At 72.4% G+C, this 12,859-nt stretch carries 10 protein-coding genes and 1 rRNA gene; 6 read left to right on the top strand and 5 right to left on the bottom strand.

Features of this window, described 5'->3' with window-relative positions; translation table 11 throughout:
• Window positions 1-134: 134 nt before the first annotated feature.
• Window positions 135-251: ribosomal RNA gene (rrf, locus tag ACIQFX_RS32705) — 5S ribosomal RNA — on the top strand.
• A 97-nt stretch (window positions 252-348) separates the two neighbouring features.
• Here rrf and ACIQFX_RS32700 read toward each other — a convergent pair.
• The 5 genes from ACIQFX_RS32700 to ACIQFX_RS32680 are packed head-to-tail and all read right to left on the bottom strand — an operon-like array spanning window position 349 to window position 5,753.
• A complete protein-coding gene (locus ACIQFX_RS32700; protein ID WP_402470710.1) occupies window positions 349-1,659 on the bottom strand; it encodes a DUF58 domain-containing protein in 1,311 nt (436 codons plus the stop codon).
• Window positions 1,660-1,671: 12 nt separating this feature from the next.
• On the bottom strand, window positions 1,672-2,655 hold the full coding sequence (locus ACIQFX_RS32695; RefSeq protein WP_402470707.1) for an AAA family ATPase: 984 nt from the start codon (window positions 2,653-2,655) through the stop codon (window positions 1,672-1,674).
• Window positions 2,652-3,842 carry a DUF4350 domain-containing protein gene (locus ACIQFX_RS32690; RefSeq protein WP_402470706.1) on the bottom strand — a complete coding sequence of 397 codons (1,191 nt, stop codon included), beginning with the start codon at window positions 3,840-3,842 and terminating at the stop codon, window positions 2,652-2,654. Before ACIQFX_RS32690 ends, ACIQFX_RS32695 begins: the two co-directional genes overlap by 4 nt.
• On the bottom strand, window positions 3,839-4,534 hold the full coding sequence (locus ACIQFX_RS32685; RefSeq protein WP_402470703.1) for a DUF4129 domain-containing protein: 696 nt from the start codon (window positions 4,532-4,534) through the stop codon (window positions 3,839-3,841). The genes ACIQFX_RS32690 and ACIQFX_RS32685 overlap by 4 nt, the downstream gene beginning before the upstream one ends.
• Before the next feature lie 4 nt (window positions 4,535-4,538).
• Window positions 4,539-5,753 carry a hypothetical protein gene (locus ACIQFX_RS32680; protein WP_402470701.1) on the bottom strand — a complete coding sequence of 405 codons (1,215 nt, stop codon included), beginning with the start codon at window positions 5,751-5,753 and terminating at the stop codon, window positions 4,539-4,541.
• A 331-nt stretch (window positions 5,754-6,084) separates the two neighbouring features.
• Here ACIQFX_RS32680 and mtrA point away from each other — a divergent pair, with 331 nt between their 5' ends.
• The 5 genes from mtrA to hpf all read left to right on the top strand — a co-directional run bounded on the left by mtrA (window position 6,085) and on the right by hpf (window position 12,674).
• The gene (gene mtrA / locus ACIQFX_RS32675) at window positions 6,085-6,762 is read left to right on the top strand and encodes a two-component system response regulator MtrA (protein WP_010356958.1); all 678 of its coding nucleotides are present in this window, start codon (window positions 6,085-6,087) and stop codon (window positions 6,760-6,762) included.
• Window position 6,763: 1 nt separating this feature from the next.
• Window positions 6,764-8,776 (top strand): MtrAB system histidine kinase MtrB, encoded by a 2,013-nt coding sequence (gene mtrB / locus ACIQFX_RS32670; RefSeq protein WP_402470699.1) that lies wholly within the window; start codon window positions 6,764-6,766, stop codon window positions 8,774-8,776.
• Window positions 8,766-10,631: an LpqB family beta-propeller domain-containing protein gene (locus ACIQFX_RS32665; RefSeq protein WP_402470697.1), complete on the top strand. Its 1,866-nt coding sequence runs from the start codon at window positions 8,766-8,768 to the stop codon at window positions 10,629-10,631. The genes mtrB and ACIQFX_RS32665 overlap by 11 nt, the downstream gene beginning before the upstream one ends.
• A 263-nt stretch (window positions 10,632-10,894) precedes the next feature.
• Window positions 10,895-11,698, top strand: a complete 804-nt coding sequence (locus ACIQFX_RS32660; RefSeq protein ID WP_402470694.1) for a ComF family protein — start codon at window positions 10,895-10,897, stop codon at window positions 11,696-11,698.
• 295 nt (window positions 11,699-11,993) lie between these two features.
• On the top strand, window positions 11,994-12,674 hold the full coding sequence (gene hpf / locus ACIQFX_RS32655) for a ribosome hibernation-promoting factor, HPF/YfiA family (RefSeq protein ID WP_402470691.1): 681 nt from the start codon (window positions 11,994-11,996) through the stop codon (window positions 12,672-12,674).
• Window positions 12,675-12,859 lie beyond the last annotated feature (185 nt).

Here is a 12,859-nt window from a genome sequence, read left to right as displayed (position 1 = left end):
ATGTGGAAGCCCCGTAAGGGGTGGAGCTGACCGGTACTAATAGGCCGAGGGCTTGTCCTCAGTTGCTCGCGTCCACTGTGTTAGTTCTGAAGCAATGAACTCCCGTTTGCCGGTCGAGTTCAACTTCATAGAGTTTCGGTGGTCATAGCGTTAGGGAAACGCCCGGTTACATTCCGAACCCGGAAGCTAAGCCTTTCAGCGCCGATGGTACTGCAGGGGGGACCCTGTGGGAGAGTAGGACGCCGCCGAACAATCATTGTGGGAAAGCCCCGCACCATCTGGTGCGGGGCTTTTCTGCGTTTAAGGACCGGAATCCCTTTCGGGAGTCTTACGGGGTCGTTGTCGGGGTCAGAGGCGGCCGGCTGCTTTGAGGGAGAGGTAGGCGTCGGCCAGGGCAGGGGCGAGGGCTTCAGGGGAGGCGTCGACGACCGTGACGCCGTGGCGTTGGAGTTGGTCGGCGGTGCGGGAGCGCTGCGACTGGGTCTGGGTGGCTGCGGCGGCCTCGTAGACGCCGTCGATGGTGCCGCGTGAGGCCGCCATGCGGGCGACGTGGGGATCGGCCACGGAGGCCAGCAGGACCGTGTGACGCTGGGTGAGCTGGGGGAGGACCGGGAGGAGGCCCTCCTCGATGGGGGCGGCGTCGAGGCTCGTGAGCAGCACGATGAGGGAGCGGCGTGGGGCGCGGGTGAGGGCGGTCGCGGCGAGGCCGCGGGCGTCCGTCTCGACCAGCTCGGGTTCGAGCGGGGCGAGGGCGTTGACCACGGCCGGGAGGATGTCGCCGGCGGATCGGCCCTGGACCTGGGCGCGGAGGCGGCGGTCGTAGGCGAGGAGGTCGACGCGGTCGCCGGCGCGTGAGGCGAGTGCGGTGAGGAGCAGGGCCGCGTCCATGGAGGCGTCGAGGCGGGGGACGTCGCCGACGCGGCCGGCGGAGGTGCGGCCGGTGTCGAGGACGATGAGGATGTGCCGGTCGCGTTCGGGGCGCCAGGTGCGGACGGCGACCGTGTTCTGGCGGGCCGTGGCCCGCCAGTCGATCGAGCGTGTGTCGTCGCCGGGGACGTACTCGCGGAGGCTGTCGAACTCCGTGCCCTCACCGCGGATCAGGACGCTGGTGCGGCCGTCGAGTTCGCGGAGCCGAGCCAGGCGGGACGGCAGGTGCTTGCGGCTGGTGAAGGGCGGTAGGACCCGGACCGTCCAGGGGACCTCGTGGTTGCCCTGGCGGGCCGCGAGGCCGAGAGGACCGTACGAGCGGATGGTGATCCGTGCGGCGTGGCGGTCGCCGCGGCGCGTGGGGTGGAGGGTCGTGGTGAGGCGACGGCGTTCGCCGGCGGGGACCTTCAGTCTGCGGCGGGACGCGGCGTGCTCGGTGCCGGGCAGCCAGCTGCTGGGCGGCCAGGTGTCGCGGAGCTGGGCGCGAAGGAGCCTGCGGGACGGGTTGGTGACGGTGAGTCCGACGTCTGCCGCGTCACCGAGTCGAACGGATGTGTCACCGCTTCGGGTGAATTGCAGCTTTCGTACTGGCGCAGCCAAGGCGTAGTCGCACAGAATTGCTAGTGAGAGCGGCGCGTTCACCGCGAGCATCCCCGCCCAGCTGGGGGCGAGGATGCCGACGGGGATCGATCCGAGGGCGGCGAGCAGCGCGGTTCGTCCGGTGAGGGCCATGGGGCGCCGTTCTCAGCGGGGTACGGGGACGTGGGCGAGGATCGAGTTGATGACGGAGTCGGGGGTGACCCCCTCCATCTCGGCCTCGGGCCGCAGGTGGATGCGATGACGCAGGGTGGGGAGAGCAAGGGCCTTCACGTCGTCCGGGGTGACGTAGTCCCGGCCGGTGAGCCAGGCCCAGGCGCGGGCGGTGGAGAGCAGGGCGGTGGCGCCTCGGGGAGAGACCCCGAGCGTGAGCGAGGGGGATTCACGCGTGGCACGACAGATATCGACGACATAGCCGGCGATCTCGGGGGAGACCGAGACCTTGGCGACGGCGGCTCGGGCCGCTTCGAGCTCGGCGGGGCCCGCGACGGGGCGGACACCGGCGGCCTTCAGGTCGCGGGGGTCGAAGCCTTCGGCGTGACGGGTGAGGACCTGGATCTCGTCCGCGCGTGAGGGCAGAGGGACCGTCAGTTTGAGCAGGAAACGGTCCAGTTGGGCTTCGGGAAGAGGGTAGGTGCCCTCGTACTCGACGGGGTTCTGGGTCGCGGCGACCAGGAACGGCTCGGGCAGGGCGCGGGGGGTGCCGTCGACGGTGACCTGGCGCTCCTCCATCGCCTCCAGGAGGGAGGACTGGGTCTTCGGGGGCGTGCGGTTGATCTCGTCGGCGAGCAGCAGGTTGGTGAACACCGGGCCGGGCTGGAAGGAGAACTCTGCGGTCCGGGTGTCGTAGACCAGGGAGCCGGTGACGTCGCTCGGCATCAGGTCGGGGGTGAACTGGACGCGCTTGGTGTCGAGTTCGAGGGCGGCGGCGAGCGAGCGGACCAGCAGGGTCTTGGCGACTCCGGGGACGCCTTCGAGGAGGACGTGCCCCCGGCAGAGCAGGGCGACGACGAGACCGGTGACGGCGGGGTCCTGGCCGACCACGGCCTTCGCGATCTCGGTGCGCAGGGCCTCCAGGGAGGCGCGGGCGCTGTCCGAGTTCGTAGCGGTCTCGGGGGTCGGGGCGCTCATGAGGTGCGTACCTCTCTTTCGAGGGCGTCGAGTTGGTCCGCCAGGCGGATGAGGGCGGCGTCGTCGGCGGGAGCCGGGCCGAAGAGGAGGGAGCGGGGGTCCGCTGTGGTGCCCGGGAGGCGGGCGGAGAGTGCGGGGAGGAGGCGCTCGGGGGAGTGGGCGTCTTGGCGGGCGACGCCGAGCAGGGGGGCGAGGCGGGTGCGGGTCGCGGTGCGCAGGACGGTGGCGGCGCGGTCGCGGGCGTCGGCCTTGCGGTAGAGGCGGGCGCGGCCCTCGGTGGCTTCGGAGGCGCGGAGGGCGACCGGGAGTCGTTCGGTCACCAGGGGGCCGAGGCGGCGGCCGCGCCAGATGGCGGCGAGCAGGGCCGCGAAGGCGAGCTGGAGGGTCCCCCACAGCCAGCCGGAGGGGACGAGGGAGAAGAAGTTGTCCGGGGTGTCGTCGTTGGTGGCAGAGGTGTCGGCGAGGGAGGGGAGGTACCAGACGAGATGGGGCCGGGAGCCGAGGAGTTGAAGGGCGAGCGAGGCGTTGCCCTGCTGGTCGAGACGGTCGTTGGACAGGATGTCGGGCGAACCGATGAGGACCGTGTCCGTGGTGCCGGGGCCGGGCAGGCGGACCAGGGTCGGCAGGCCGTCGGAGGGGTAGCAGGTGTCGGCGGTCGTGCCGGGGGAGGTGAGGTAGCGCTCGCCGCCGAGGTCGACGCTGCCGGCGCGGACGGCGGCGGGCAGGGCGCAGGACGGGGCGAGGTTCCGCGCCGAGGCGCTGGTGGCGGTGGTGACGCCGGGGGCCAGGGTGTCGAGGGAGGTCGTGCCCGCGCCGACGAGGACGGTGCGGCCGGTGGAGCGGGCCATGGCCGCTTGGAGGGTGGCCTGCTGGGTGCCCGTCAGGAGGTCGGGGGTGGTGACCAGGAGCGTGGAGGCGGGGTCGGTCGCGGAGGTGGCCTCGTCGAGGGTGGTGGCCAGGGTGATCGTGACGCCTCGGGCCTTGAGGAGTTCGGCGACGGCGCGGCTGCCGGAAGGGTCGGCGGAGCGGGGGTCGAGGGCGCCGTGGGCCTCGCCGGAGCGCACCGTCGCGAGGGCGATGCCGCCGATCAGGACGAGGGCGACGACCAGGGTGACGCCGCGGACCCGGGTCCAGACCCGGCGGGCGGAGAGGGCCGTCGACGTGGGGGCGGTGGCCGTGCGGCTCATGCGGGAGCCTCTGTGGAGGCCGTGTCGAGGGTGGGGCGGGTGCGCTCGAGGGCGGTGTCGAGTGCTTCGACGCGGCGGTACGCGGGTTCGTCGGCGGTCCGGCCGCCGTACGTGACGTCGTCGAAGGCGCGGGCCGCGAGACGCAGGTCGTCCGCGTGTGAGGGCAGGGACCGGCCGGCCTCGGCGGCGGCCTCGTCGGCGGTGCGGCCGGGGCGGGGGTCGAGCAGGGTCCGCTCCTCCAGGGAGCGGACGATGGCCCGCATCCGTTCCTGGACCGCCTCGTTCCAGCGGCCCGCGGAGGCGTGGCGGGCGGCGGCCGAACGGTGTTCACGGGCGGTGCGGGGGCCGTCGGCGAAGAGGGAGTCCCCGGTGGCGCCGGCGGTCCGGTGCGGGGTGCCCAGGCGCCACCAGAGGGCGGCGACGAGGGCGATCACGACCAGGACGACGACGGCGACGCCGATGACACCGCCCGGGGTGACGCCCGACACGGCGCCGAACAGGCCGTCGATCCACTCCCAGAAGCGGTCGAGGCCGCGCTGGAGGAGGCTCGGGTCGTTCTGGTGGTACGCCGGATCGGACAGCTCCCGCTCCGCCGCCTCGCGGGCGGGGAGTCGGGAGATGTCCAGCGGTACGCCGTCGTCGGCGAGCAGTCGTGTCGGCGGTGCCGCGGTCGTTCCCCCCGTGACCGTCACGGCATCAGCCTCCGACGGTGCGGTCGCCGGGGGCGGAGTCGTAGCCGGGGAGTCCGGCGGCCCGGGCCAGTTCGAGGTCCAGGGCTTCGCGGCGGATGCGCTGGTCGATGTAGAGCAGGACGGTCACGCCGGCGGAGATCGGGAAGGTCACCGCGCTCGTGATCACGCCGCCGATGCCCGTGATGATCAGGAACGGCCAGCCGAAGGAGGCGGGCGTGCCGGAGAGGAGGCCCGAGAAGCCGTCGCCGTCGACCGCGATGCCGATGATGGTGAACGGGATCGCGATGATCATGGCGAAGAGGAAGATCAGCAGCTGGGTGAGCAGCGTGATCCCGAAGATCCGCCACCACGAGCCCTGCACCAGCTTGGCCGAGCGCTTCATCGACCGGATCACGCCCTGGCGTTCGAGCATCAGGGCGGGAGAGGCGAGGCTGAAGCGGATCACCAGCCAGACGGCGGCCACGATGGCGCCGAGGCCGCCCAGGGCGACGAGCGCCACGCCGGGGGCACCACCGATCAGGAGCCCCGGGAGGAGTCCGACGCAGACGACGGCCGCGCCCAGTCCGGCCGTGAGCAGGGTCAGTCCGATCAGCTGGAGCAGGCGGGGGCGGGCCTCCTGCCAGGCGGAGCTCAGCGAGACCGGGCGGCCCAGGACGGCGCGGCTGATGACGACGGTCAGCAGGGCCGCGCTGACCGTGGATGCCATCAGCGTGACCAGCAGGGACGGGCCCAGGCCGATCAGGGAGGACCGGAGCGACTCGATGGACTGCTCGAGCTGCTCGGCGGGTGTGGCGTCCGGGCTGATCGCCTCGGGCGCGGGGACGAGAAACCGCTGGGCCAGGATGTCGGCGATCTGGGAGATCACCGCGACCGCGACCGTGATGGTCAGCACCGTGCGCCAGTAGGTGCGGAGGGTCTTCGCCGCCCCGTCGAGGATCTCGCCCATGCCGAGCGGGCGCAGCGGGATCACGCCGGGCTTCGCGGCCGGCGGCCTGCCCCAGTTCACGTGAGGGGGCGGACCTCCCCGGTTCTGGCCCGCGGCGGGCGGCGGCGTCTGCCCGGTGGGCGGGGACCACTGGCCGGCGGGCGGCTGGTCCTTCGACCACTGGGGGGCGGAGCCGTTCGCGTCGGCCGGAGCGGCGGGTCGGGGAACCCCGGAGCCGTCCTGGCCGTCGGAGGGGGCGGATCCGGGCGAGGTCCAGCCCGGAGTGTCGTTCACGGTCGTCCACCTCGGAGGAATGGTCGCGGTGCCGGATCGGCGAAACCGGCTCGGTCACGGCGGCCGACACCTGACGCGGCGGCGGGCCGGGTGCCATCGTGCCACGCGGGGCTCACCGGCGGGCGGGGGCCGCCGACTCGTTCGTACCTTCGTCCGGACCTTCATTGTGCGAGCGGCAGGCGGCACACTGTGCGGATGCCCGATCAGGCCGCACGATCCGTGCGGTGACGGGCCGAACGGGGTGTGGTCGGCAAGATCACGACCCGAGCTGGGGGAGGCGCTGTGGGGCAGGTCACGGCAGGTAACGATTGGCTAATGGGATGATGTCGATATGAAGGGACGCGTTCTTGTCGTCGACGACGACACCGCACTGGCCGAGATGCTCGGCATCGTGCTGCGGGGTGAAGGGTTCGAGCCGTCGTTCGTCGCGGACGGTGACAAGGCGCTTGCCGCATTCCGGGAGGCCAAGCCTGACCTGGTGCTGCTCGACCTGATGCTGCCCGGACGGGACGGCATCGAGGTGTGCCGCCTGATCAGGGCCGAGTCGGGTGTGCCGATCGTCATGCTCACGGCCAAGAGCGACACGGTGGACGTGGTGGTGGGCCTGGAGTCCGGCGCCGACGACTACATCGTGAAGCCGTTCAAGCCGAAGGAGCTCGTCGCCCGCATCCGGGCGCGGCTGCGGAGGTCCGAGGAACCGGCGCCGGAGCAGCTCACCATCGGTGACCTGGTCATCGACGTGGCCGGGCACTCCGTGAAGCGGGACGGGCAGTCCATCGCCCTGACCCCGCTCGAGTTCGACCTGCTCGTCGCGCTGGCGCGCAAGCCGTGGCAGGTCTTCACCCGTGAGGTCCTGCTGGAGCAGGTCTGGGGTTACCGGCACGCGGCCGACACCCGGCTGGTGAACGTGCACGTCCAGCGGCTGCGCTCGAAGGTCGAGAAGGACCCCGAGCGCCCGGAGATCGTGGTGACCGTCCGCGGTGTCGGTTACAAGGCGGGACCGAGCTGACATGAGTGCAGGCAGTACTGCTCCGAAGCCCGGGGACCCGGGAGTCCGTACGGGGCGGACTGCCGGACCGGGGCGGGGGGGCTCGCGTTCCGGCCGTCTGCCGCGTGGCGGACGGCTCCTCCAGGACGGGGCGCCGGGAGGAACCGTTTTCCGGCTCTTCGTGCGCTGGGTGCGCCGCCCGCTGCTGCCCGCCCTGCGGCTGTGGCGGCGGAACATCCAGCTGCGGGTCGTCGCCGGCACCCTGCTGATGTCGCTCGGCGTGGTGCTGCTGCTCGGCATCGTCGTGATCGGGCAGGTCCGCAACGGCCTGTTCGAGGCGAAGGAGAAGGCCGCCCAGAGCCAGGCCGCCGGCGGGTTCTCCGCCGCCCAGGACCGGGCGGCGACCACCTCCTCGGCCCCCGGCCAGCAGGAGGGCGTACGGGCGGGCGCGTCCGTGAACTGGCGCTCCACGCTGGTCGAGCAACTCGCCAGCGGTGGCCAGAGCGCCTTCAACGTGGTCGCGCTCTCCCTCGAGACCGGTGAGGCCGCGAGCCGCGGTGCCCGCGCCTCCGGCGAGGTCGACCCGACCACGAGCATCCCCGCCAAACTGCGCCACTCGGTGGCCCAGGGCACGGACACCTTCCAGCAGTCCACCCGGATCCACTACACCAGCGGCAAGGCGTCCGAGCGCGGGCTCGTGATCGGCAAGCGGCTCAACGACGCCGAGGGCAAGCAGTACGAGCTGTACTACCTCTTCCCGCTGACGCAGGAGGAGGACTCCCTCACCCTGGTCAAGGGCACCCTCGCGACCGCCGGACTGTTCGTCGTCGTCCTGCTGGGCGCCATCGCCTGGCTCATGGTGCGCCAGGTCGTCACACCCGTACGGATGGCCGCGGGGATCGCCGAGCGGCTCTCCGCCGGCCGGCTCCAGGAGCGGATGAAGGTCACCGGCGAGGACGACATCGCGCGCCTCGGCGAGGCCTTCAACAAGATGGCGCAGAGCCTCCAGCTGAAGATCCAGCAGCTGGAGGAGCTGTCGCGGATGCAGCGGCGGTTCGTCTCCGACGTGTCGCACGAGCTGCGCACCCCGCTGACCACCGTCCGGATGGCGGCCGACGTCATCCACGAGGCGCGGGTCGACTTCGACCCCGTGACCGCGCGTTCCGCCGAGCTCCTCGGCGACCAGCTCGACCGATTCGAGTCGCTGCTCGCCGACCTCCTGGAGATCAGCCGCTTCGACGCGGGAGCGGCGGCGCTGGAGGCCGAGCCGATAGACCTGCGCCAGGTCGTCCGCCGGGTGATCGGCGGTGCCGAACCCCTCGCCGAGCGCAAGGGCACCCGGATCGTGGTCGTCGGTGACAAGCAGCCCGTGGTGGCCGAGGCGGACGCCCGCCGGGTCGAGCGGGTGCTGCGCAACCTCGTCGTCAACGCCGTCGAGCACGGCGAGGGCCGGGACGTGGTGGTGAAGCTGGCCGCCGCGGGCGGAGCCGTCGCCGTCGCCGTCCGCGACTACGGCGTCGGACTCAAGCCGGGCGAGGCGACCCGGGTCTTCAACCGCTTCTGGCGCGCCGACCCCGCCCGCGCGCGCACCACCGGCGGCACGGGCCTCGGCCTGTCGATCGCCGTCGAGGACGCCCGGCTGCACGGCGGCTGGCTCCAGGCCTGGGGCGAGCCCGGCGGCGGTTCGCAGTTCCGGCTGACCCTGCCGCGCACCGCGGACGAGCCGCTGCGGGGTTCCCCGATCCCGCTGGAGCCCGAGGACTCGCGGCGCAACCGCGAGCAGGCGACCGCCGGGCGTGCCCAGGAGAACGCGCACCGGGTGCCGGCACAGCCCGCCGGGGAGCGGCCCCCGCTCCCCGTACCGCCGAGGCTGCCCGCGCCGTCGCGGGCGACCGTCGACCCGACGGCCCTGCCCGGCAGCGGTGCGCGGGTGGTCGCACGCGCGGCCACGGAGACCGACGGCGGCGAGACGACCACGGCGGGGGCCATTGGCAACGGGAACACGGAGCGGGAGGACGGGACACGTGGGCGCTGACTCCCGAGCGGAGCACGCGGGGCGGGGACGGGTGACGCGGGTGGTCGTGCTGGCCGCGTGCGGCGGGCTCCTCACGACCGCCTGCGCGACGATGCCCGACAGCGGTGACGTCCAGGAGGTGAAGGGCGCCAACCAGGGCGACTCGCAGGTGCGGGTCTACGCCGTCGCGCCCCGCGACAACGCCGAACCGGACGAGATCGTCGACGGCTTCCTCGAAGCCATGACCAGTGACGACCCGGGCTTCGCCACCGCCCGCAAGTACCTGACGAACAAGGCCGCGCGGAGCTGGAAGCCCGAGCAGAGCATCACCGTGCTCACCACCGCGCCCGACCGCGAGCCCGCCGACCGCAACGCCGACCCCGAGAACCAGGGCCGCGCCTACCCGCTCTCCGGGCGCAAGATCGCGACCGTGGACGCCCGGCACGCCTACCAGCCGGCCAGTCCCGCCGAGTACGTCCAGTCGATCCACGTCGTGCAGCAGCCGACGGCCAACGGCAAGGGCAAGGAGTGGCGCATCGACAGCCTCCCGCCCGGCCTGGTGCTCGGCGAGGCCGACTTCCTGCGCAACTACCGTTCGGTCAACAAGTACTACTTCGCCTCCGGGGAGGACTGGGTCGTCGCCGACCCCGTCTACATCCGGCAGCGGCAGGACCCGGTCACCCGGATGGATCCGGTGACGCAGACGGTCAAGGCGCTGCTCGAAGGCCCGACGAACTGGCTGAAGCCCGCCGTCGACTCCTCGTTCCTCTCCGGTACGGAGCTGAAGGAGGGCGTCACCACGCTGGCGCCCGACGACCAGTCCACGCTGCGCGTGCCGCTCAACGCCAAGGCGGACCGGGCGGGCGGCGACGCCTGCCGCCGGATGGCCGCGCAGCTGCTCTTCACCCTCGGTGACCTGACCTCCGTACGGGTCGAGCAGGTGGAGCTCCTCGGGTCCGGCGGCCAGTCGCTGTGCCGGCTGGGCAAGGGGCAGGCGGCCGAGTTCGCCGCGGTCCGCAACGCCGACCGCGGGGAGAACCCGTACTTCGTCGACAGCCGCGGCAAGCTGATGATGCTGATGATCGGCGCCAAGGAGTCCGCCACGCCCACCGAGGTGGCGGGGCCGCTCGGCAAGGCCGGCCTGCAGCTCAAGTCCGTCGCCGTCGACCGGGGCGAGACCCGGGCCGCCGGGGTCGGGGCGGCCGGCCGCGAGCTGTACGTCTCCTCGATCACCACCGAGCAGGACCCGTCGGCCGCGATCCTCCGCAGCAAGGCCGCCCGGCCCGAGGACCGGCTGTCCGCGCCCAGCTGGGACGGCCGCGGCGATCTGTGGGTCGCCGACCGGGACCCCGCCTCGCCGCGCCTCTGGATGGTGCCGGACGGTACCGGCGACCCCGTCGAGGTCCGTACGCCCTGGCTGGACCACGACGCCCGGATCGAGTCCCTGCGGGTCTCCGCGGACGGCGTCCGGATCGCGCTGGTGGTCACCCGCGGCGATCGCACGACCCTGCAGATCGGCCGGGTCCAGCGCCAGACGTCGGGTGACGAGCCGGTCGTCTCCGTCCTCGACCTCCAGCCCGCCACGCCCCGGATGGAGTCCGTCACGGCCGTCTCCTGGGCCGGCCCGAGCCGGCTCGTCGTGGTCGGCAGGGAAGCGGGCGGCGTCCAGCAGATCCGCTACCTCCAGACCGACGGCTCGACATCGGCGACCTCGGTCCTGCCCGGCCTCGACGGCGTGACCTCCGTCGCCGCCCCGCAGAACGACAAGACGCCCGTCGTCGCCGACTCCGACAGCGACGGCATCGTCCGCCTCGTACCGGGCACCAACTGGCAGCCGGTGGTCAAGACGGGGGCCTCGCCGGTCTATCCGGGGTAGCGGGGGCGGCGGGAACGGCCGCGTCGGCGGGATGGGCGGGATCCGACGGGGATCCGACGGGGATCCGACGGTATCCAGGAGATCCGAGGAGATCCGAGGAGATCCGAGGGGGTTGTTTCCCCGCCGGAGACCGCGCCGGGGGCGGGGTGTGCCCCGGAAGGGCCCGGCAGGGCGTGAGGACCCGGTATCTGACGTACTTCGGAGGGGTGCGGGGGTTTTCCACAGGGGTGGCCCGGGGGCGCCGGGAGGTGCAGAGTGGAGGCATGCGGGGGTGGTGGCGGGAGATCGCCGGGCTGGTGCTGCCGGTCGCCTGCGGAGGCTGCGGCAGGCCGCGGACGGAGCTGTGTCCGGCGTGTGAGGCCGAGCTGCGCGGTACGGGGCCGAGCCGGGTGCGGCCCTCGCCCGAGCCCGTCGGGCTGCCGGTGGTGCACGCGGCCGCGCCGTACGCCGATGTCGTACGGGAGCTGCTGCTCGCGCACAAGGAGCGGGGGGCGCTGACGTTGGCGCGGCCCCTGGGCGGAGCGCTCGCCGCGGCCGTGGAGGCCGCCGAGGGGGCGCAGGAGGGCCCCGGAGGGCGGCCGCTGCTCCTCGTACCGGTGCCGTCGTCACGGCGTTCCGTACGGGCGCGTGGGCACGATCCGACGCGGCGGATCGCGCTCGCGGCGGCGGCGCGGCTGCGGAGGTCGGGGCGGGCGGCGCGGGTCGTGCCCGTGCTGCGCCAGCGGAGGTACGTGGCGGACCAGGCGGGTCTCGGGGCGCGCGGGCGGCTCGCGAACCTGGCCGGGGCACTGGAGGTCGTGCCGGGCGGCGCGCGGCTCCTGATGGAGGGAAGGGTGGTCCTCGTGGACGACCTGATGACCACGGGCGCCTCGCTCGCGGAGGCGGCGCGCGCCCTCGGAGACGTACACCCGCCGTTCACTCGGGGAATACCGCACGGCTTACCGGCCGGTTCGGCGCAGCACGAATTCGAACAGCGGGTGGGGGCTGTGATCGCATCCTCTCCCGCCTCGTTCGAAATAAACCGGAACTCGCCGGGAACTTGGATCGTTGCAGGTGGTGAGTGGTGAAAGCACTCGAACGGGGCTATGTCGCGGTAGCGGGTGCCGACACCCGTCCGAAGGGGCTATGTTCGGTTGTGAGGAATGGCGAACGCCATCGCCTCACCGAATACATGGTTGCGCCTACAGGACAGGAGTTCAGGGCGAATTAACCTCTTGTCGATGGGGTGGGGATCTTGTCGACTGGGGAGGAGGAGGTGAAAGTCGCCAAGTCCGAGCTCCGGTAATCCACCGGAGTCTGGTGCAAAGGGAGATCCCCGGCGGCCAAGGAGCCGACCAGGGCGATCCGGGAACGGAGTTCTGCGTGGACATCGTCGTCAAGGGCCGCAAGACCGAGGTGCCCGAGCGGTTCCGCAAGCACGTGGCCGAGAAGCTGAAGCTGGAGAAGATCCAGAAGCTCGACGGCAAGGTGATCAGCCTCGACGTCGAGGTGTCCAAGGAGCACAACCCGCGGCAGGCCGACCGGTCCGACCGCGTGGAGATCACCCTCCACTCCCGAGGCCCGGTGATCCGGGCGGAAGCTGCGGCAGGCGACCCGTACGCAGCGCTCGACCTCGCCAGCGACAAGCTCGAGGCACGACTGCGCAAGCAGCACGACAAGCGGTACACCCGCCGCGGCAACGGCAGGCTGTCGGCAGCGGAGGTCGGGGACGTGGTGCCCGGCGCCGCCCAGCTCAACGGCGACGGCCAACTGGCCGCCGACGAGCCCGACAAGGTGCCCACCACGATGATGGGCTCGATCGAAGTCCAGGGCGAGGGCCCGCTGGTGGTCCGTGAGAAGACCCACCGGGCCGCCCCCATGACGCTCGACCAGGCGCTCTACGAGATGGAGCTGGTCGGCCACGACTTCTACCTCTTCGTCGACTCCGACAACAAGCAGCCGAGCGTCGTCTACCGGCGACACGCGTACGACTACGGCGTCATCCACCTGGAGAGCGACCCGCTCGCCGAGGGCGGCGGCGTCGGCGGTGCACTCGGCGGCTGACAGGCCGCCACCCCCGCACCACCTCACACCTCAGCTGTCCCATTCGGTGCCCCTGGAGCGCACGGCGCCCCCCAGGGGCACCCCCGTGCGTCCATCGAGCACCCCAGCGCCGCCGGGGCATGAAATCATGGCGTGCACGCCAACCGGTGCTCTCCGAGCAGCGGTTGGAGGACCGGAAACGAATT

This window comes from Streptomyces sp. NPDC093089 (assembly GCF_044754405.1).
GTDB lineage: Bacteria > Actinomycetota > Actinomycetes > Streptomycetales > Streptomycetaceae > Streptomyces.
This window is presented reverse-complemented; position numbering and strand designations above follow the sequence as displayed.